This window comes from Campylobacter sp. RKI_CA19_01121 (genome assembly GCF_025771295.1).
GTDB lineage: Bacteria > Campylobacterota > Campylobacteria > Campylobacterales > Campylobacteraceae > Campylobacter_D.
Genome location: NZ_JAKMQA010000006.1, coordinates 52539 through 72493, shown reverse-complemented (window position 1 = coordinate 72493; position 19955 = coordinate 52539). Strand labels below are relative to the sequence as shown.

Annotated in this window: 22 protein-coding genes and 1 other RNA gene; 8 read left to right on the top strand and 15 right to left on the bottom strand. The window is 30.1% G+C overall.

What is annotated here, in order from left to right; translation table 11 throughout:
* Nucleotides 1-20 precede the first annotated feature (20 nt).
* From L8T90_RS04270 to rnpB, 8 genes are all read left to right on the top strand, one after another.
* On the top strand, nt 21-1241 hold the full coding sequence (locus L8T90_RS04270; RefSeq protein WP_263736824.1) for an argininosuccinate synthase: 1221 nt from the start codon (nt 21-23) through the stop codon (nt 1239-1241).
* An 11-nt stretch (nt 1242-1252) separates the two neighbouring features.
* Nucleotides 1253-1696 carry a 50S ribosomal protein L9 gene (gene rplI, locus L8T90_RS04265; RefSeq protein ID WP_263736823.1) on the top strand — a complete coding sequence of 148 codons (444 nt, stop codon included), beginning with the start codon at nt 1253-1255 and terminating at the stop codon, nt 1694-1696.
* Complete coding sequence (hslV, locus tag L8T90_RS04260; RefSeq protein ID WP_039618282.1) at nt 1696-2238, top strand: ATP-dependent protease subunit HslV; 543 nt, start codon at nt 1696-1698, stop codon at nt 2236-2238. Before rplI ends, hslV begins: the two co-directional genes overlap by 1 nt.
* Nucleotides 2235-3554: an ATP-dependent protease ATPase subunit HslU gene (hslU, locus tag L8T90_RS04255; RefSeq protein ID WP_039618284.1), complete on the top strand. Its 1320-nt coding sequence runs from the start codon at nt 2235-2237 to the stop codon at nt 3552-3554. The genes hslV and hslU overlap by 4 nt, the downstream gene beginning before the upstream one ends.
* Nucleotides 3551-4423 (top strand): GTPase Era, encoded by an 873-nt coding sequence (gene era / locus L8T90_RS04250; protein WP_263682272.1) that lies wholly within the window; start codon nt 3551-3553, stop codon nt 4421-4423. Before hslU ends, era begins: the two co-directional genes overlap by 4 nt.
* A complete protein-coding gene (locus L8T90_RS04245) occupies nt 4413-5423 on the top strand; it encodes a hypothetical protein (RefSeq protein ID WP_263736822.1) in 1011 nt (336 codons plus the stop codon). Before era ends, L8T90_RS04245 begins: the two co-directional genes overlap by 11 nt.
* A complete protein-coding gene (locus tag L8T90_RS04240) occupies nt 5386-5925 on the top strand; it encodes a hypothetical protein (protein ID WP_263736821.1) in 540 nt (179 codons plus the stop codon). The genes L8T90_RS04245 and L8T90_RS04240 overlap by 38 nt, the downstream gene beginning before the upstream one ends.
* Nucleotides 5926-5951: 26 nt before the next feature.
* Nucleotides 5952-6276: RNase P RNA component class A (rnpB, locus tag L8T90_RS04235), an RNA gene on the top strand.
* On the opposite strand, the gene L8T90_RS04230 is transcribed toward rnpB, so the two are convergent.
* The 15 genes from L8T90_RS04230 to L8T90_RS04160 form a co-directional block, all read right to left on the bottom strand.
* Complete coding sequence (locus L8T90_RS04230; protein WP_263679417.1) at nt 6271-6507, bottom strand: hypothetical protein; 237 nt, start codon at nt 6505-6507, stop codon at nt 6271-6273. The two genes, rnpB and L8T90_RS04230, sit on opposite strands and share 6 nt — an antisense overlap.
* Nucleotides 6483-6854 (bottom strand): flagellar export chaperone FliS, encoded by a 372-nt coding sequence (gene fliS, locus L8T90_RS04225; protein WP_263736820.1) that lies wholly within the window; start codon nt 6852-6854, stop codon nt 6483-6485. The genes L8T90_RS04230 and fliS overlap by 25 nt, the downstream gene beginning before the upstream one ends.
* A 17-nt stretch (nt 6855-6871) precedes the next feature.
* On the bottom strand, nt 6872-9169 hold the full coding sequence (gene fliD, locus L8T90_RS04220) for a flagellar filament capping protein FliD (protein WP_263736819.1): 2298 nt from the start codon (nt 9167-9169) through the stop codon (nt 6872-6874).
* A 2-nt stretch (nt 9170-9171) separates the two neighbouring features.
* On the bottom strand, nt 9172-9513 hold the full coding sequence (locus L8T90_RS04215; RefSeq protein WP_263736818.1) for a FlaG family protein: 342 nt from the start codon (nt 9511-9513) through the stop codon (nt 9172-9174).
* Between the two features lie 121 nt (nt 9514-9634).
* Complete coding sequence (locus tag L8T90_RS04210; protein WP_263736817.1) at nt 9635-11428, bottom strand: menaquinone biosynthesis decarboxylase; 1794 nt, start codon at nt 11426-11428, stop codon at nt 9635-9637.
* The gene (gene hemC / locus L8T90_RS04205; RefSeq protein WP_263736816.1) at nt 11429-12355 is read right to left on the bottom strand and encodes a hydroxymethylbilane synthase; all 927 of its coding nucleotides are present in this window, start codon (nt 12353-12355) and stop codon (nt 11429-11431) included.
* Nucleotides 12346-12741, bottom strand: coding sequence for an FxsA family protein (locus L8T90_RS04200; RefSeq protein ID WP_263706168.1), 396 nt, complete (start codon nt 12739-12741; stop codon nt 12346-12348). The genes hemC and L8T90_RS04200 overlap by 10 nt, the downstream gene beginning before the upstream one ends.
* A complete protein-coding gene (locus L8T90_RS04195; RefSeq protein ID WP_263736861.1) occupies nt 12738-14438 on the bottom strand; it encodes a proline--tRNA ligase in 1701 nt (566 codons plus the stop codon). Before L8T90_RS04195 ends, L8T90_RS04200 begins: the two co-directional genes overlap by 4 nt.
* Complete coding sequence (gene hemA / locus L8T90_RS04190) at nt 14425-15732, bottom strand: glutamyl-tRNA reductase (RefSeq protein WP_263736815.1); 1308 nt, start codon at nt 15730-15732, stop codon at nt 14425-14427. The genes L8T90_RS04195 and hemA overlap by 14 nt, the downstream gene beginning before the upstream one ends.
* Nucleotides 15732-16625, bottom strand: a complete 894-nt coding sequence (locus L8T90_RS04185) for a polyprenyl synthetase family protein (protein ID WP_263736814.1) — start codon at nt 16623-16625, stop codon at nt 15732-15734. The genes hemA and L8T90_RS04185 overlap by 1 nt, the downstream gene beginning before the upstream one ends.
* 47 nt (nt 16626-16672) lie before the next feature.
* Entirely contained in the window at nt 16673-17080 is a 408-nt protein-coding gene (locus L8T90_RS04180; RefSeq protein ID WP_263679458.1) for an exporting protein, read from the bottom strand.
* Nucleotides 17081-17109: 29 nt separating this feature from the next.
* Nucleotides 17110-17373, bottom strand: coding sequence for a DUF2018 family protein (locus L8T90_RS04175; RefSeq protein WP_039618310.1), 264 nt, complete (start codon nt 17371-17373; stop codon nt 17110-17112).
* Nucleotides 17374-17377: 4 nt separating this feature from the next.
* The gene (locus L8T90_RS04170) at nt 17378-18004 is read right to left on the bottom strand and encodes an HAD family hydrolase (protein ID WP_263679424.1); all 627 of its coding nucleotides are present in this window, start codon (nt 18002-18004) and stop codon (nt 17378-17380) included.
* A complete protein-coding gene (locus L8T90_RS04165) occupies nt 18001-18333 on the bottom strand; it encodes a hypothetical protein (RefSeq protein WP_257396833.1) in 333 nt (110 codons plus the stop codon). The genes L8T90_RS04170 and L8T90_RS04165 overlap by 4 nt, the downstream gene beginning before the upstream one ends.
* Nucleotides 18330-19955 carry a cation:proton antiporter gene (locus L8T90_RS04160; RefSeq protein WP_263682260.1) on the bottom strand — a complete coding sequence of 542 codons (1626 nt, stop codon included), beginning with the start codon at nt 19953-19955 and terminating at the stop codon, nt 18330-18332. The genes L8T90_RS04165 and L8T90_RS04160 overlap by 4 nt, the downstream gene beginning before the upstream one ends.

Genomic DNA, 19955 nt, shown 5'->3' with positions numbered 1-19955 from the left:
TTTTACAAAGAGGAAAGACAATGAAAAAAGATATCAAAAAAGTGGTTTTAGCATATTCTGGTGGACTTGATACAAGTATAATTTTAAAATGGTTACAAGATGAGTATAAATGTGAAGTGGTAACTTTCACAGCAGATATTGGGCAGGGTGAAGAGCTTGAGCCTGCTAGAAAAAAAGCACTTTCTTTGGGTGTAAAAGAAGAAAATATTTTTATTCAAGATTTAAAGGATGAATTTGTAAAAGATTATGTATTTCCTATGTTTAGAGCAAATGCTATTTATGAGGGAGAATATTTACTAGGCACAAGTATAGCAAGACCTTTAATAGCAAAAGCTTTAGTAGAAATAGCAAATAAAACAAAAGCAGATGCTATTAGCCATGGTGCAACAGGCAAAGGAAATGATCAAGTGCGTTTTGAATTAGGTGCTTTGGCGCTAAATCCAAATTTAGCCATTATTGCTCCTTGGAGAGAATGGGATTTAAATAGCCGTGAAAAACTCTTAGCTTATGCACAAAAACATGGTATTGATATAGCTAAAAAGCCAGGTAAATCACCTTATTCTATGGATGCAAATTTATTGCATATTTCTTATGAGGGTTTAGTGCTTGAAGATCCTGCGGCTAAACCTGAAGCGGATATGTGGCGTTGGGTGAAAGATTTAAAAGAAACTCCAAATGAAAGCGAAGTGATAGAGCTTGAGTTTAGTAAAGGTGATTTGTGTGCTATTAATGGAGAAAAAATGACTCCTGCACAGCTTTTAGCAAAACTTAACGAACTTGGTGCAAAACATGGTATAGGTCGTCTTGATATTGTCGAAAATCGCTATGTGGGTATGAAAAGTAGAGGTTGTTATGAAACTCCAGGTGGAAGTATACTTTTAAAAGCACACCGAGCTATTGAAAGTATCACTCTTGATAGAGAAGCAGCGCATTTAAAAGATGAATTAATGCCAAAATATGCAAGTTTAATTTATAATGGCTATTGGTTCTCGCCTGAAAGATTAATGCTTCAAGCCTTAATTGATGAGTCACAAAAATATGTAAATGGTAAAGTTAAACTTGAATTGTACAAAGGTAATGTAATGGTAATAGGCAGAGAAAGTGTGAATGATAGTTTATTTAGTGAGGCTTATTGTACTTTTGAAGAAGATGTTGTGTATGATCAAAAAGATGCAGCAGGCTTTATAAGATTAAATGCTTTGAGATTTATCATCGCAGGTAAAAATGGAAGAAAATTTTAAAAAGGAAAACAATGAAAGTATTATTGATTAAAGATGTAAAAAGCTTAGGAAAAGCAGGAGAAGTTAAAGAAGTAAAAGATGGATATGGACAAAATTTTTTAATTGCCAAAGGTTTTGCCAAAGCTGCTACACATGAAGTTTTAAAACAGTATGAAGCAGAGCAAAAGAAAAAGGCAGAAAATTTAAGATTTGAGCTTGCAAATTTGGAAAAATTAAAAGAGGAATTATCTAAAATCACTATTTGCATAGCTAAGCCTGTAGGAGCTAATGGAAGCTTGTTTGGTGGGGTTACTAAGGATGAAATCGCACATGCGCTAAAAGAGCAAAAAGGCATAGAGTTTGATAAAAAAAGCTTAGAATGTGATACTATAAAAGAGCTTGGTGTGCATGAAATTTCAGCAAAATTAGGCCATGCGATTCATGCTGTATTTAAGCTAGAAGTTAAAGGAGAATAATGTTTCACGCAACTACAATTTTAGCTTATAAAGGTAAAAATAAGTCTGTAATTGGCGGAGATGGACAAGTAAGTTTTGGAAATACTGTTTTAAAAAATAATGCAGTTAAAATTAGAAAATTAAACAATGGAAAAGTATTAGCAGGCTTTGCAGGAAGCACTGCTGATGCTTTTAATCTTTTTGATATGTTTGAAAAACTACTTTCTAGTTCTAAGGGTGATTTATTAAAAGCTGCGATAGATTTTTCAAAAGAATGGCGTAAAGATAAATACCTAAGAAAACTTGAAGCAATGATGTTAGTATTAGATAGAAATCATATATTTTTACTTTCAGGAACTGGAGATGTAGTTGAGCCTGAAGATGGCGCTATAGCAGCTATTGGTAGTGGGGGTAATTATGCACTTTCTGCTGCAAGAGCTTTAGCTAAACACTCAAGTTTAGATGAAGAGGAATTAGTCAAAGAAAGCTTGCAAATAGCTGGTGAAATTTGCATTTATACTAATACAAATATTAAAACTTATGTAATTGAGGATGATAAATGAATTTAACTCCAAAAGAGATTGTAAAATTTTTAGATGATTATGTAATTGGACAAAAAAATGCTAAAAAAATCATAGCAATTGCTTTAAGAAATCGTTATAGAAGAATGCAGCTTAGTCCTGAACTTCAAGATGATATCATGCCAAAAAATATTTTAATGATAGGATCAACTGGGGTTGGTAAAACAGAGATTGCAAGACGCCTTGCTAAGATGATGGGACTTCCTTTTGTAAAAGTTGAAGCAAGTAAATATACTGAAGTTGGTTTTGTTGGACGTGATGTAGAAAGTATGGTTAGAGATTTAGCTAATGCTGCTTTAAATTTAGTAAAAAATGAAGAAAAAGAAAAAAACAAAGAAAAGATTAATGAATTTATAGAAAATAAGATTTTAGAAAAACTTTTACCACCTTTACCAAAGGGTGTTAGCGAAGAAAAACAAGAAGAATATCAAAATTCTTTAGAAAAAATGCGCGTGAAATTAAAAGCTGGTGATTTAGATGATAGCACGATAGAAGTTGAAATTTCACAAAGCGTGTTTGATACTAATCCAAATTTACCACCTGAAATGGGTGCTATGCAAGATATAGTAAAAGTTATTGGTGTGGGTAATAAAAAAGTTAAAAAAGAAATGAAAGTAAAAGATGCAAGAATAGCTCTAGCTCAAGAAGCAAGTGAGAAAATTCTTGATATGGAAAGTATTAAAGGCGAGGCTTTAAGAAGAGCTGAAAATGAAGGGATTATTTTTATCGATGAGATAGATAAAGTAGCAGTTTCAAGCTCCAATTCAAACCGCCAAGATCCAAGTAAAGAAGGGGTGCAAAGAGATTTACTTCCTATAGTTGAAGGTAGTACTATACAAACTAAATTTGGACCTTTAAAAACTGATCATATTTTATTTATCGCTGCAGGTGCTTTTCATCTAAGTAAGCCAAGTGATTTAATCCCTGAACTTCAAGGGCGTTTTCCTTTAAGAGTTGAGCTTGATTCATTAGATGAGGATGCTTTATATGCTATTTTAACAAGACCTAAAAATTCATTACTAACACAATACATTGAGCTTTTAAAAACTGAAAATGTAGAGCTTGTTTTTGAAGATGAGGCCATTAGAGAAATAGCAAAAATAGCAAGCAAGGCCAATGAAGAAATGCAAGATATTGGTGCAAGACGTTTACATACAGTAGTGGAAAAACTTTTAGAAGATATTAGTTTTGAAGCAGATGAATATGCAGGTAAGGTATATAAAATAGATGATTTTAAAGTGCAAGTTAAGCTTGGAGATATCATAGAAAATAAAGATTTAGCTAGGTACATCTTGTGAAAAGTGGCTTTATAAGCATAGTGGGTAGAACTAATGCGGGAAAAAGTTCTATCCTAAATTCTTTATTAGAAGAAAAAGTTGCTATGGTTTCTCATAAGCAAAACGCTACAAGAAGAAAGATTAATGCGATCATAATGCATGAAAATCATCAGCTTATTTTTATAGATACACCAGGTTTGCATGCAAGCTCTAAGGCTATGAATCAGCTTATGATTGATTTAGCGATTAAAAGCATTGCTGATTGTGATGTGATTTTATTTGTAGCTAGTATTTATGATGATATTAAAGATTATGAAAATTTTTTAAGTTTAAACCCTAAAGTGCCACATATTGTATTAATCAATAAGGTTGATTTAGTAAAAAAAGAGGTTTTGCTTAAAAAATTAAGTGAGTATTCTCAGTTTAGCTCACATTTTAGTGCTATTATCCCCTATTCTGCTAAGCAAAAATTTTATAAAAAAATTCTTTTAGATGAGATGGTTAAGTATTTGCCTGAACACCCGTATTATTTTGATCCTGAGTTTATTACTACAACAAATGAAAAGGATATTTATAGAGATTTTATCTTAGAAGCCATATATGAAAATTTAAGTGATGAAATTCCTTATAGCACTGAAGTCAAAATAGAAAAAATCAAAGAACTAGAGCAAATTTATTATATCAATGCCACTATCATTACAGATAGTAATTCTCACAAAGGAATGATATTAGGTAAAGATGGTGCTACAATTAAGCGTATAGGTAAAGAAGCTAGAGTGAAAATAGAAAAATTAGCACAAAAAAAGATAATGTTAAAATTATTCGTTCAACTTGAGAAAAATTGGCACAAAAACGAGCAAAACCTTAAGAAAATACTTTATGATGAGTAAGAAAACTATTCTAAAAGATTTTCTTGCTTATGAAAAGCTTTTATATATTAAATTTGCAAATCCTATTAGTGAAGATGAAATTTTAAAAAAGAGCTTTGAGGAGCTTGGTCTTAAAGATGATTTTTCTTATAAGTTAAAGTATTTTCAAGATAAATCTTTTGCATATGTATTCTTGTGCAAGTATGAAGATATTTTAGATATCGATTATATAATACCAGAACCCCTGCTTTTTGAAGTGTATTTTAAGAACGATGTAAATAGTGAAAATCTTGCATTATTATTTAAAGAAAAATATATAGTTTTAGTGGAGTATTTAGGATGTGATTTTCAAAATTGTAAAGTTATACCATTAAATGTTTATGATAAAATATATGAAGAAAAATTAAAAAATACTTATAAGCACATTATAAGCATAGATGATACTCAAAATCTTAGTAGTTTTGATAAATTTAATAGTAATATTTTTTATCAAAAATTACTAAAAAATTGCGATCAAGTCAAGATTAATTTTACCAACAAAGAAAAAATAAATCATTTAAAATCTTTTAGTTTTAAGATTTTATTGGCTTTTGTTTGTGGAGTTTTACTAGCTTTAGCTTATCCTTTGTATTTGTATACACAAAAATCATTTTATGAAAATGAGAAAACAAAATATGAAAATTTAATAAAAAAGCAAGATGATATTTTAGAACAGGTAAAAATTAATCAAAAGCAAAATCAAGAGTTTAAAAAACTACAAGAAGAAAATGAGTTAAAGGTTGATTTGTTGCAAAAATTTTATGCAAATACATTTTGTTATAAAGATTTTTATGATTTTTTAAAAGTTTTAAATTCTCATCAAGCTCATATAGAGGCTTTGCATGTTAAAAATAATGATTTTATTATAGAGCTTAAAAATGACTATGAATTTTATGAAGATTTTAAAAAGCATCATTTTGTATTAAAAAATAAAGAAGTTAATAATGGAAAAATCACTCTTGTTTTTGAAAAATCTTTATAAAAATTTAGAAAATATCTTTGCTAAGTTATCTGAGCGTGAATTTATATTGTCTTTGATAGTTGTTTTTGTTTTTGGTTTTTTCATGGTTTATATGGGTGTTTTTGGCTATTTTGAAAAACAAATGAAGTTGTCAAAAGATGAACTATATAATTTACAAACAAAATACGAGCAAAAACAAGAAGTGATTTCTGATTTAAAAGAAGATGAAAATATATCTTATAATGATCGCTCGTTTTTAAGCATAAATAAAGATTATCAAAGTATTTTAAAGGATATAGAAAAGAATCTTAATGGAGTTCAATCTTTGCAAATTCAAAGTTACAAAAGTCAAGATGAATATTTTGCTTATTATGAATTAAGATTAAGTTTTGTTGGCGATTTTATTTTTTTAACGCAGTTTTTGCAAAAATTAGATCCTTATATAAAAGTTAAAAATTTAGAACTTGTAAAATATGAAAATAAATTAAAAATTACATTAAATCTTGTTTTTGCTCTGGTATAAAAATAATTTTTTTGGTAGAATTTGTCTAAACATGGCAAGCGATCGCTTCTTTTTGAAGAGGAAAGTCCGAGCTGCAATAAGACAAAGATTCCATCTAATGGATGGCTAGGGCAACCTAAGGGAAAGTGCAACAGAAAGAAAACTACCATATTTTATATGGAAAAGGTGAAACGGTAGAGTAAGAGCCTACCAGTAGCTTTGGTAACAAAGCTAGCTATGTAAACCCAATCTGCAGCAAGAAGGGGTGGTTTTTGTCTTATAATATAACCCTTCGCTTGAACTTGTTTGTAAAAACAAGTCTAGATAAATGATCGTTCTTGACAGAACTCGGCTTATAGCCATGTTTTACTTTATATAAGCAGAAGCTTTTTTGAGTTTTTGTAAATTAACAGCTATTTCATCTTGCTTTTTTTTCATAAAAGCTATCGCTTCATTAGTCAGTGCTAAAGCCTCATTGGGACAATCTTTATAATCCGGTTTTTCCATAAGTTTAACTATTTTTTCTACATCTTCAGTATAAACAGCTAGTTTAAACTCATCAATCCATTTTTTTTCACTCATTTTTGGTGTACTTCTCTCCAAGCTTCCAATAAGCCTTTTACTACATTTATTACTTCATCTACTCTTGCTTCACTGTTTTCTATGTTTGCTAAAGAAAGAAGTTGTAATTCTCTAGTGTATAAGCCACTTAAATAATGTGCTACATCCCCACCTTTTTCATAATCAAGACAGTTAATTAGCTCAACAAAAATAGCACTAGCTCTTTTTACATAATATACTCTCTCTTCTATATTTTCATTTTGTATAGCTATTTTTATCCTACTAGCAAAGCGCAGAATTCCTCCATATAACATTTCTATAAGTTTTTCTTGAGATTCAACGCCTACTTGGTTTTGTGAATATGCACTATAAACTGCACTATTTACCATTTAAAATTCCTTTCTTTTTAAGAATTTTGATTATTTGCTGCATTAATCATATTTGCAATAACACTTGCTTGGTTATTTAAGTTAGCGATAATGCTATCATATGCAGCCCATGTTGACCATAACGTATCGTATTTTGCATCAATAGAACTTTTAGTAGTTTCTATGGTCTCGTTTAGATTTTTTGATTCTTTTGTTAAATAGGCCTTATAACCCCCAAAAGAACCTTCAGAGCTCATCATTTCTCTCATAGTGTTTTTAAGTACACCAAAAGTTCCAGTTTCTTCTTTCCAGTTTGAATACATGGTTTTAGGACTTAAACCAAATTGTTTTAAAAAGTCTTCTTTACCTTGAATTTCCAAATCACTTCCTGAAGTTCCTTTGATTTTAAATTGAATTTTTTGATCAGGACTTCCTTGGTTGATAATTTCAAAACTAGCTTCTAAACCTTCTAAACCAAAACTATTAATATGATCAACCAAATTTTGAGCCATTTCTTCATCTGTACTTCCTGTTAGTATAAAAGGATCACCATTTTTTGTTTTGGTTAAATCTATAGTTTCTTCATTATAGATAATTTTAAATTCAGAGTCTTTAAAATCAATACCATCTGGATTTTTACTAGCAAAACCTCCAACCTTTTCACCGCTTAAATTAATATCTTCAAAACCATTACTTCCTACAAAAAATCTTTCAGCCATTTCAGGATCTTCATTGAATTTGGTATTAAATTTAGCTGAGTCAAAAGTCATTGTCCCATTAGATATAGTAAGACCATAATCAGCTAAAGATAAACTTACTTTAGATGATATTTTTGTTCCTTCTGAAGTTTCACTATCGCCAACCGTGATTGTTCCATCTACTGTTATGGTTCTAAGCAAAATGTTATTAATTTCAGATTTAATATTGGAAATAGCATTTACACCTACAAAATTTCCTTTTGTACCTGCATCAGGATCGTATTTTGTTGCAGCTGTAAGATTTAGCATTAAATCATTATAAGCTGTAGCTAAATTTTCTAAAGATTGCGATATGGCTTCGGTATCTTGTGTTACATTAAAACTTATTTCACCTTTTTGCTTAAGTTCTAATGTGGTATCTGGGGCTATATCATTGATGGTGTTAGTTGATCTTGTCATCTTAACACCATCTACGCTAAAAATAGCATCCATTCCTTTTTGTATGTGGTTTTCACTATCTTTGGAGATGTTATAACCTTGAGGTGTACTAGTATCTAATGTGATACCAAATTTCTCACTTAGTAGTTTTGTAGCTTTATCATCTCTGGTGTAATTAGCATTGTCAATATTACCATCTTCATCTACAGCATAACCGCCATCAAAAATTCCAAGCTCAGCTCCATTAGTTGTTTTGAAAGTGGCTCCAGTATCTGTTAATTCCAAATTAACCTTACCATTAGTTTTTTTACTAACTTGCTCAGCTAAACTATCATAAGTAGTATTTTCATCAATATCTATAGTATATCTATCATAAGTATCGCCGTTTTTAACTACAAAAGTTAAGGAAGTTTTACCATCGCCAGGATTTAATAATTTATCAGAACCATTTGGTTTGGATGAAAGTGTTCCGCTAATTTGAGTTTTATCACTATTTCCTTCTTGTCTAAAACCAAATAAACCACCAGCGCTAATGCTATTTTTATCAAGCTCCCATCCCAACCCTTTTAAAAGATCTTCATCGCCAGAAAAAGAGATGTTGTTTTGAGTTCCTGTTTCAGTACTTTGCACTACTAAACGATAGGGATTATCTCTATCTCCTGTATTGACTATTTTAGCTTCTACTTTTCCACCTGTAGCAGAGTTTATTTTTTCAGCAAGTTGAGATACGGTAGTGCTTTGATCAATATCTATTTTATATTCTTTTCCATCTTGTGTAATTGTAAAAGATTTGGTACCACTTAAACCTAAACTTTGCAACACAGATGAAGTTTTATCTTTAAATCCGTTACTTTGATACACATCTTTTTGTGCAAGTTGATCAACTATAACTTTCATGTTTGTTATTGAAGATAAAGATCCTACTGTTAAACCAGCAGCTGCACTATCTCCGCTTACACTAGGCGACACTTTTTTTTGATTAAACTGTGTTGCATCACCTAAGCTATTTACAGCAGTTTGGAAGGCAAGTAGTTTGGCTTCTAACTCAGCTAAATCTTTTTGTCTTAAACCATTTGTTTCAAGTTGCGAATTATAAAATTTTAAATTCGCATTCATCTCCGCTTCTTTAAGTTTATTAAGTGTATCGCTTGTTAAAACTCCTGAACCTATCCCTAAACTTCCTAAACTACCTACTGCCATAATTAACTCTCCTTATCAAAAATAGTACCAATTACACCTTTAAAATGCTCTATTAGCTTCATTGCTTCCTCACTAGGAATTTTACGTATAAGCTTTCCTGTATCCTTTTCTGTTACATTTATATACATCTCGTTAATCTTATCATTAAAAGCAAAACGTACATTTGTACCTAGTGTTTCCATTTGATTATTAAGTTTTTCTGTTGCATTTTTCAATTTTTCATTTAAATTCTCATCTTGATTATTTAAATTAGTTTGCTGTTGATTTTCTTGAGATACTTTTCCAGTACTTTTTGTATTAAATTGTGCTGTGTTTGCATCCCTTTGAATATTTCCAATGTCCATTTTAAACTCCTTTTTAAAAGACTTTAAAATACTCTATCGACATAATTTAAAAAAACTTAACATTTAGATTAAAAATCTCTATATTATTAATAAGCAAAAAGTGTTCTCAAAAAGCTTAAAATTAAAAAATTTCAAACTTTTTGAATAATTTTTCATCATTTGGAAGTAAATTTCTTGTAATAAGTCTATTTATGACTTCTTTAGAGCAATTTGTCATTAAAGGCCATTCTTTATGATAATCTTCTAATGATCCTTTATTTGTTGCATCAATCGCAACGCAATCTTTTTTGATAAATATATCTCTTTTTGCATCTATATTATTTACCACACGCCAAATTAGCATATAAGGATTTTCTAAAATAGCATCTGTATCTAAAAAAACTAAAATTCTAAAATGCTTTTTACAGGTTTGTAATTTTTCAAAAACCTGAACAATTTTTTCTTTTTTATCTATCAAAATCACGCAAACTGGAGCAAAGGTTTGAGTGTAAAATTGCTTTAATTTTAAAATACTTTGATCTTTTTCTTTAAAAAGTGAAAGTAAAGCCTCATCGCTTAGAATTTCAAGTTCAACTTTTTTCTCATCACCACATGCATCAAGCCCTGCTTTGCCACCATAACAATAAGTGCTTGAAGCATGGTCGAGTTGATCACAAATTCCTTCGCTAATAAGTAATTTTTCTTCATCAAAGCGATTGAGTATATAAGGTATGAGTTTGTCATAATCTTTCAAACAAGGCGCATTTTCATCAACAAAAATAGCATGTTTTACAAAACTCATTTGCCCTACTCCCCAAAAAGTATGCATGACTTGTTTTGCATGAGCTGGGTATTTTGCTTCTATTTTGGCCAAGATTAGATTATGAAAAACCCCATTTTCAGGCATGTTATAATCTATCAAATCAGGAGCATTTGTCTGAAGTAAAGGCAAAAAAACTCTTTCTGTTCCAAGCCCCATGTATTTATCTTCTAAGGGTGGTTTTCCTACAACAGTAGCTTGATAAATCGCATTTTTTTTAGCAAAGATTTTTTCTACTTTTAAAATAGGACAAAGTTCAACAGGGGTATAAAAACCTGTATGGTCTCCAAAAGGTCCCTCAGGTGCGAATTCATTTGGATCTACAAAGCCCTCAATCACAAAATCACTATCATAAGGCACATAAAGATGATTACTTTTGCATTTTGCCAAAATGGCAGGTTTTTTCTTGATAAAACCATAAAGTAAAAGTTCAAAAATTCCTTTTGGTAAAGGCGCTTGAGCACACCAAATATATAAAGGATCTCCACCTATGGCTATACTTACTGGCATTTTTTGATTTGCTTTTTTATACTCATGGAAAAAATGGCTCGCATCTTTGTGAATTTGCCAATGCATAAGCAAGGTTTTTTCATCAACTACTTGCAAACGATACATTCCAAGATTATTTTGCTTTCCATCTATACTTTGAGTATAAACTTGTCCCATGGTGATAAAAGGCGCAGCGTCTTTTTCCCAAGTTTTTAAAATAGGCATATCATATAATGAATTTAAGCTTTTATAGTTGAATTCTCCATCTTTTTTAATGCGTTTTGGTGGGATATTTTTTAAATCAAGCAAGGTTTTGAAAAAATTTAATTTTGCACCAAAGCTTTGTGGTATATGCATTTTAAGTAAAGAGCTAATTTCTTTAGCTATATCTTCATAGTCTTTTTCAAATGCTAATTTTAAAGCTTTTTCATTACAAAAAGTATTTAAAAGAACAGGATAATCGTATTTTTTACCATTTTTTACTGCATTAGTAAAAAGTAAGGCTTTTGAGTCTTCTTTTTTAACTTCTATATAAGCTAAATGTGCCATTTCAAGATCAACATCAACGGGTTCATGAATGGTTTTTAATAAATTATTTTTTTCTAAAAGCTCTACGAATTTTTGCATTTATATCATACTCTCTGCTTCTTTTAAAATTTCTTTTGCACCTTTTGCTATCATTTCTTTAGCTAAAAGCTCGCCCGCTTTTGCGTAATTTTGCTTATCAATCATTCTTTTTTCTTTGAGAATTTTACTTGCATCAGGTAAGCCTACTATGGCGCGAATTTCTATTTTTTCATCAATGATTTTTGCATTAATACCTATAGGTACTTGGCAGCCACCTTCTAGAGTTTTTATAAAATCTCTTTCTATATGGGTTTCTATAAAGGCATTTTCATCATTTAAGCATTCAAGGTATTTTAAAATTTGTTTATCATCAATGCTTTCTATACCTAAAGCTCCTTGGGAAGCTGCGGGTATCATCTCATCAAGCTCAAAAGCTCTAATGTATTTTATTTCTTTATCTAAACCTAAGCGTTTAATGCCAGCTAGAGCTAAAATAATAGCATCAAATTCTTTAGCTTTAAGTTTTTCTAAGCGCGAGTTGATATTACCTCTTAGAGAAATGATGTTTAAATCAGGCCTTAACGCTAAAAGTTGCATTCTTCTTCTAAGACTTGTAGTGCCTACTTTTGCACCTTTTGGAAGAGCATTTAAGCTCTCATAATACTCACTTAAAAAAGCATCATTTACCACTTCTCTTTTTGAAATAGCAGCTAAAATTAAGCCATCAGGAAAGAAGCTCGGCACATCTTTTAAGCTATGCACAGCTAAATGCGAATCGCCTCTTAACATACTTTCTTCAAGTTCTTTTGTAAAAAGTCCTTTTCCGCCTATTTTAGCCAAAGGTGAATCAAGTAAAACATCACCTTTAGTTTTAAAACCCTCTAAAGAAATTTCTAATTCAGGATGTGTTTGGGATAATTTGTTTTTTATATATTCGCTTTGCCATAATGCAAGTTGGCTTTTTCTTGTTGCGATGATTAATTGCATTTTTTATGCTCCTGTATGATTTCTACATCTATGATTTCTTCTTCGTTGTTCGTTTGATGATATTTTCTTTTTTGTTTTGTAAATAATTTTAATATCATCATGAAAAATAAGAGTAAAATTCCTAAAAATGTACTTAAAATTCCTGGTATTAAAAGCAAAATTCCTACTATAGTTAAAGAAAATAATTTAATCATACCAAATAAATTTGTATTGGTATTTTGCATAGTGATGAGATTTGTCCAAGTCTTTGCTAAAAACATTGCTCCTAAAAACATACTTGCAAAAACTATCATAAAAAAATTTAAAAAACCAAAAAAGGCTATAAATAAAATACTAGCGATTAATTCTAAAATCAAAAATGCACTTAAATTTGTTTTTACCATCATAGAATTTTCTCTAAGTGTGAAATTACTTCTTGGGTTTTCAAAACTTGTTTTTCTAAGGTATTTCTATGGATCAACTCTACTTCATCATTTTCTAAGCCCTTACCTATAACTAAAGCATAAGGAAAGCCCATTAATTCAAAATCATTAATCTTTACACCAAAACGCTCATTTCTATCATCAAATAAAATCTCTTTATCACTAAAATGTGTGTAAATTTGTTCAGCAAATTCCATAGCTTTTGTATCTTTTATATTAGAAACGATAATATCTAAAACAAAAGGAGCTAGAGTTTTATTCCAAATGCAACCTTTTTCATCATGACTTGCTTCTATGGCAACAGCTACTAAACGACTAACACCCATACCATAACAACCCATAGTGAAAAATTGAGCTTTACCATTTTCATCTAAATAGCTTGCATTCATTGCTTTTGAGTATTTATTTCCAAGTTTAAAAATATGCCCTACTTCAATACCTTTGCTTTGCTTAAGCTTGTGCTGACATTTTGGACAAAGATCATGTTCTTTAACTGCCGCAAGATCTTTAAAGCGTTCTTTATTTAAATTTACAACATTGATTCCGACTAAATGATAATCTTTTTTATTTGCTCCAATAATCATATTTGTTTCATTTTCAAGCTCATGATCAATATAAAAATCAACGCCATTTAATCCTACAAAGCCGATAAATCCTGGTACCAAACCTGCTTTTTCTAATTCTTCTTCACTTACATCGGCCAATTCTAGTGCATTTGCTGCATTTAGTGCTTTAACTTCTTGTAATTCATCATCACCGCGTATAAAAAATACTACAATTTTTTCTTCATTTTCATAAATAGCTTTTTTAGCAATAGCTTTAATAGTATAGTAAGGGTTAATTTTAAAAAATTCCGCTAATTCTTCTATAGTTTTTACATTTGGAGTGTGAAATTGTGTAGCAAAGTCAGCTTCTGGCCTTTCATCTTCACAACTTTTTTTAGCTCTTTTTGCTGCTTCAATATTTGCAGCATAATCACAATGCTCACATAATAATATATCATCCTCGCCATTTTTAGCCAAAACCATAAATTCTTTTGAACCACTGCCACCAATAGCCCCACTATCAGCTTCAACAGCTCTAAATTCAAGTCCTAATCTTGTAAGAATTTTACTATAAGTTTCATGCATAAGATTAAATTCTTTGTCTAAATCAGCTTCGCTAGCATGAAAGCTATAGCCATCTTTCATTAAAAATTCCCTACATCTTAAAAGTCCAAATCTAGGTCTAGCTTCATCTCTAAATTTAAGTCCTATTTGATACAAATGCAAAGGAAGTTGTTTGTAAGAATTTATTTTATTTCTTACTAAAGCTACCATAGCTTCTTCATGGGTTGGCCCTAAAACAAAATCATTTTCTTTTCTATCTTTAAAGCGTAAAAGCTCTTTACCAAAAACATTAAATCTCCCACTTTCTTTCCAAAGTTCAGCTGGGGTATTAAAACTTAAATTTACTTCTAAAGCCCCTGCTTTATCCATTTCTTCTTTGATGATATTTTTAATCTTATCTAAAACTCTTTTTCCTAAAGGTAAAAAATTATACAAACCACTTCCAATTTGTTCTACAAAGGCACCTTTAACTAAAAATATATGACTTGGTAAAGTAGCATCTTTTGGATTTTCTTTTGTGCTTATGGCATAAAATTTACTAAATTTCATGATTATTCTCCAAATTAAATTCACATTTATAAAGGTTTAAACCTTCCATATTTTCATTTTTTAAATCAAACACATAACGCATAGCATTAATTACTGAATCATTTTGCATAGTTCCGCTTAGTTTTTTTAAATTTACGCTAGGATGATGTAAAAATGCATTCATTACTTGTCTTATAAGCTTTCTTGCTTCTTCATGGTTTGAGTGCTTTAAATATCCTTTATCTATAGCCTTTTGTAATTGTTCTTTAGCGATTTCATCAGCTTGTAAGCGTAAATGCTTAACTAAAGGCAAGGTTGCTAGTTTGCTTAGATGTTGAAAAAACTCATTTGTCATAGTACCTACTATGGAATAAGCAATTTGGGCTTGGTGTTCTCTTAGAGTTAAATTTTTTCTTACAACTTCTTCTAAATCATCAACAGCATAAACTATATTTTTTTCATTTGCTTTTACATCAATATCCCTAGGCACTGCTATATCAAAAAAATATCTTTTATAATCTTTTTCTTCTAATAAATCATTGGTTATGATAGCATGCGGAGCGTTTGTGGCGCTAAAAAATATCTCATATTGATTTAGTACTTCTTTTAAATTTGCAATACTTTCATAGCTTGCATTTTCACCTAAATCCTCGCAAAGCTTTTGGGCATTTTGTATATCTCTATTTAATATCAATACTTTAGCCTTGGCATTTAATAAATGCTTACAGGCTAGTTCGCTCATTTCCCCTGCACCTACTACAACAGCAGTTTTATTTTCTAAATTTACAAGTTCTTTAGCTTTTGCCACCGCCACTGAAGCAACTGAAATAGGATTTTTAGAAATTTCAGTTTGATTTCTAACATTTGCCGCACATTTAAAAGCATAATGCACTGCTCTAGTTATATGCACACCACATCTTTGCTCTTGCAGGGCAAATTTATAAGCATCTTTTAATTGTCCAGCAATTTGTGTTTCACCAATAACCAAGCTATCAAGCGAACTTGCCACAGAAAATAAATGATGAATGGCTCCGCTATCTTCGTAAAAATCAGCCTTGATGCTTAAATTTTCTCTATCAACTCCACAAAGCAAACTAAGTGTTTTTAAAATATGCTCATTAATGCTTTCAACATTCCCAACAAAAAGAAAAATTTCAACCCTATTGCAAGTACTAAGCACTAAGCTTTCTAAAATTTTATTATTAGTATGGATTAGCTTTAGTAATTCTCTTTTTTTGTCTTCATTAGAAAAGGAAAGTTTTTCTCTAGTAGCAATATCTGTATTTTTATGTGTAAAACTGATGCAGTAATAATGCATTAAAATTCCCTTTCTATCATGCTTTTAATAATATCCTCTAAATCTTTTATATTGTATTTTTTTATAGCTTTTAGTGCATTATTTGCATAAGTGTTTAGTTCTTGGCCAACTTGATTAAAAATTTCATGCTCTTGCATTTTATTTTTAATCCAAGCAAGCTCATTCACACTTAAATCTTTCTTGTAATAAGACTTAAGTATTTCTTGATCTTGTGGATTTAATTTTTCATGTAAATACATATAAGCAAGAGTGGTTTTACCTTCTTTGAAATCATTCATAGCAGGTTTACCTAAAGTTTGCTCATCACCTTTGATATCTAAAATATCATCTACAATTTGAAAAGCTAAACCTAAATTTTTACCATATTCTGCAAAATCATCTTCATTTAAATTAGCAAGTATTGCCCCACACCTTGCACTAGCTTCGATTAAAATGGCTGTTTTATTATATATCATTTGTAAATAAGCGTTTTTATTAGTATTGAAAGTTTCGCTTAAATTTACATCCATTAATTCACCAACAGAAAGCATTACAACGGCATTAGAAATGATTTTTGCTAATTTTAAATCAATCAAAGAAAGCTCATAGAAGGCTTTTGAGTATAAAATATCTCCAAGCATGATGGCATTTTTAGCTCCAAATTGTGCATTGATAGACTTTACACCTCTTCTTAATTTTGCTTCATCAATCACATCATCGTGCAATAAGCTTGCAGCATGAATTAACTCTATAATAGCACAGATTTTATAGCTAATATCACTTTCCCCAGCTATTTTTAAAAGTAGTTTTGAGCGTAATTTTTTACCACCTTGAAGTTTTGAACTCATGGTTAAAATAGGCTCATAATTTAATTCAGATAAAAATTCATGCATATACTGATCGATCTTTTGCACTATGCTTTCCTTAGTTTTCTTATAATTATATTTTATTAAATTTTACTTTAGTTTTGATTAAGAGTGGCTTTTCTAGGGTCTAAAAATTCTACTTCTAATTTCTTATCTCTATCTTCTATATACACAGTAAAAATAGCCTCACCTTTTTTAAAATCACTAAATTCAAGTATCAATCTTGCTCTATCTATATGAGGATTTTTATAATCAGGCACTAAGGTTTGATCAACCCAGTTTAAATTTCTTCTTAAAGACATCACAAATTGTCTAGGGTATTTTTTATACTTTGAATGAACAATGATATTAGTTTGATCAAATAAAGTCCATGAGAAGTCAAAATAATAAATCTCATCAGGATAGTCAATTTCTTTTATTTTTACACTTGCTTTTTCATCTTTACTCAGGGTAAATTTATAAGTATAATCAAAAAATACTTCAGCCTTTAAAAAGTTAAACATCAAAAATAAAGATAAAAGTAAACGCAAAATCAACCCTCATGCCCTAAAATTTCAGCACTTAAGCCTATGTAAAAATCATTTTTTCTCTCATCTATTAAGAGTGAATTTTCCATTTGAAATTGCGCTACATCGCTTTCATTTAAATTATTTTTTTCTAAAAGCTCTATCATAGCGATATGATCGGCTAATAATTTTTCTAAAACATTTTCCAATGCACCTAAATTTGCATATTTTATTGTTTCAATAAATTTTTCTTTAGGGCTTTTTGCAAACATTTCATCAAAAATATCCATTTTTTTAACCTTTCATGTGAGTTTGAATTTTTTCTATTAAAGTAGTTTTATCGTTAACTTCATCTAAGTCTTTAGTTTCTTTTTGCCAAGAAATATGTATATAATCCATCTTAGCATTTTTAGCACAAAGTCTGTCTTTTAAACTATCGCCTATAAAAATACTTTTTTCATATTTTGCTTCATCTGCAATTAATCTTAGCATCATAGGATCAGGCTTAGCTTCTATACCATAACTAACACCTAGTATTTTATCAAAATATGAAAGAATATTTTGTTTTTTTAAAATAGGCACCAAGCTTTCTTGAGGTGCATTAGTAGCTATAGCCAGATAACAATCGTTTTTTTTACAAAATTCCAAAACCTCAAGCACACCATCAAAAAGCACCACACTTTGATCATAATGCTTAATAAAATATTTCTCATAACCTTCTTTAAAACTAGTATGTGAGTAAGTATCAACCCCATAAAAAATCTTAGCATAATTTTGCCCAGGAGTATTGATAGTATCTAAAATAAACTCTCTTTTTAAAGGTTCTAAATTTAAATCCACTCTTATTTCATTTACCGCACATACTATAGCATTAGCACTATCTATAAGCGTGCCATCCATATCAAAAATTACATTTATCAATATTCATCCTTAAATTTAATTTTATGTTTGTCTTTTTTATAACTTTGATTATTTTTTAGCTTATATAAGGCATTGGCTTTTGAAGCTAGGGTTTTTTGATCCAAACTCTCATCTAAACACTCATTTACAAAAAGCTCTAAAGCCTTAGTATAAGTAGAATCCAAAAACACCGCTTGAACTTTTTCAAAGATTTTAGCATTTTTTTGCATTCTTTCTCTAAAAAGTGTTAAATCAAAATCTTCCCTTTTTAAAGCACTTACAGCAGAGTTGGTAAATTTTTCTAAAGCTCTTACGTACTTAACTCTCAAAGCTTTTTCATCATTTTTCATTCTGCTGCACTTGTATTGATTCTACATTGTAATGCTTCTTGTACTAAATTTCTAGCTATTGAAGCTTCAGCATCTACAATGTGTAAATGTTTATCAGTATGTGGAAAAATGATCTTAGCACCCGTACCACTTGTCTTTAAAACTGTTTGTATAGGTTTGTTAAAACCAGAAAGCACTTGATAGAGCATATCAAGTTTAGCTTCATTGCTTATGGTTATAATAGCAACTGAGCATTCTTCTATATTAGCTACTTTTAATGTTTCTACTTGCGCTACACTAGCAAAAAAAACATTCTCATTTCTGCTACGCCCAAGTTCAACTAAATTTAAATCACTTTCTAAAACTAGATATGGAATACCTGTTTTTTTGATCTTTTGCACCACTTCTTGACCTAATCTTGTATAACCAAAAATGATAAAATGATCTTTCATTTTTTGATCACATAGATAAAATTTAGCCATATCATTTTGCTCACCTTCGGCTGCGTTGGCTATTTTTCTAAGATTATTTAAAATAAAAGGTGTTGCAACCATAGTGATGATAGAAACTATAATAAAAATTTGTGCTGTTTTTTCATCTATAAGCGAATTTACTTGCATTAATGAAAACACCGCTAGAGCAAATTCTCCAATTTGAGAAATACTCAAAGCAGTTTTTAAAGCTACTCTTTTTCTCGTATAAAGGATTAAAAGACCATAAATTACTACAAATTTTATCAATAACACCAAGCTTACAAAAACAAAAATCAAAAACCAATTTTCAAAAACTATATGAAAATCAATTTGCAAGCCAACACTGATAAAGAAAAACCCTAAAAGTAAATCCCTAAAAGGAACCAAATCTGCTTCTATTTTATGTTTATATTTAGTTTCAGCGATCAAAGCTCCAGCTATGAATGCTCCAAGCGAGTAAGAAAAACCAAAAGAATGTGCTAAAAAGCTTGCTCCTATTACGGTAAAAAGTATGGTAGCGATGAAAATTTCATTTGCATTGGTCTTAATGATAAATTTTAAAACATAAGTAAAAAGGTATTTGCCTATAAAATAAAGTAAAACAAGTAAAATCACAGCACTGACTAAGGTTGTGAATAAAAGCTTTGAAATATCAGCATTTTGAGAGCTAAATATATCAATCATTAATAGTAGTGGTATCACAGCAATATCTTGAAAAAGCAAAATTCCCAAAGCTTTTCGGCCATATTCTTCATTGATATCACCACTATCATTAAGTATTTTTAAAACTATAGCTGTAGAGGATAAAGCTAGGGCAAAACCTGCTATCATTGCTATATGGTTTGCTATACCTAAAATATAAGTTACAAGCAAAGTACAAACCAAGCCACAAGTTAGCATTTGTAAACTTCCATTTAAAAACACTTCTTTTTTCATTGCTAAAAGGTGTTTAAATGAAAATTCAAGCCCTATGGTAAACATTAAAAAAACTATACCAAACTCAGCCACATGGATAATGATTTCATTGGTGCTAAAACCATAAAATTCACGCACAAATAAACCTGTAGCTATATAGCCTATAATGGTTGGAATTCCAAATTTTTTAAGTATAACATTAAGTACGACAGCAACTGCTACTGCAGTTAAAAATAAAGTTATAAAAGCATCCAC

What these genes read in the sequence shown, in the direction of transcription:
- L8T90_RS04270 (WP_263736824.1), top strand. Translation starts at nt 21, where the DNA reads ATGAAAAAAGATATCAAAAAAGTGGTTTTAGCATATTCTGGTGGACTT.
- rplI (WP_263736823.1), top strand. Translation starts at nt 1,253, where the DNA reads ATGAAAGTATTATTGATTAAAGATGTAAAAAGCTTAGGAAAAGCAGGA.
- hslV (WP_039618282.1), top strand. Translation starts at nt 1,696, where the DNA reads ATGTTTCACGCAACTACAATTTTAGCTTATAAAGGTAAAAATAAGTCT.
- hslU (WP_039618284.1), top strand. Translation starts at nt 2,235, where the DNA reads ATGAATTTAACTCCAAAAGAGATTGTAAAATTTTTAGATGATTATGTA.
- L8T90_RS04245 (WP_263736822.1), top strand. Translation starts at nt 4,413, where the DNA reads ATGATGAGTAAGAAAACTATTCTAAAAGATTTTCTTGCTTATGAAAAG.
- L8T90_RS04240 (WP_263736821.1), top strand. Translation starts at nt 5,386, where the DNA reads ATGGAAAAATCACTCTTGTTTTTGAAAAATCTTTATAAAAATTTAGAA.
- fliS (WP_263736820.1), bottom strand. Translation starts at nt 6,854, where the DNA reads ATGGTAAATAGTGCAGTTTATAGTGCATATTCACAAAACCAAGTAGGC.
- fliD (WP_263736819.1), bottom strand. Translation starts at nt 9,169, where the DNA reads ATGGCAGTAGGTAGTTTAGGAAGTTTAGGGATAGGTTCAGGAGTTTTA.
- L8T90_RS04215 (WP_263736818.1), bottom strand. Translation starts at nt 9,513, where the DNA reads ATGGACATTGGAAATATTCAAAGGGATGCAAACACAGCACAATTTAAT.
- L8T90_RS04210 (WP_263736817.1), bottom strand. Translation starts at nt 11,428, where the DNA reads ATGCAAAAATTCGTAGAGCTTTTAGAAAAAAATAATTTATTAAAAACC.
- hemC (WP_263736816.1), bottom strand. Translation starts at nt 12,355, where the DNA reads ATGCAATTAATCATCGCAACAAGAAAAAGCCAACTTGCATTATGGCAA.
- L8T90_RS04200 (WP_263706168.1), bottom strand. Translation starts at nt 12,741, where the DNA reads ATGATGGTAAAAACAAATTTAAGTGCATTTTTGATTTTAGAATTAATC.
- hemA (WP_263736815.1), bottom strand. Translation starts at nt 15,732, where the DNA reads ATGCATTATTACTGCATCAGTTTTACACATAAAAATACAGATATTGCT.
- L8T90_RS04180 (WP_263679458.1), bottom strand. Translation starts at nt 17,080, where the DNA reads ATGTTTAACTTTTTAAAGGCTGAAGTATTTTTTGATTATACTTATAAA.
- L8T90_RS04175 (WP_039618310.1), bottom strand. Translation starts at nt 17,373, where the DNA reads ATGGATATTTTTGATGAAATGTTTGCAAAAAGCCCTAAAGAAAAATTT.
- L8T90_RS04165 (WP_257396833.1), bottom strand. Translation starts at nt 18,333, where the DNA reads ATGAAAAATGATGAAAAAGCTTTGAGAGTTAAGTACGTAAGAGCTTTA.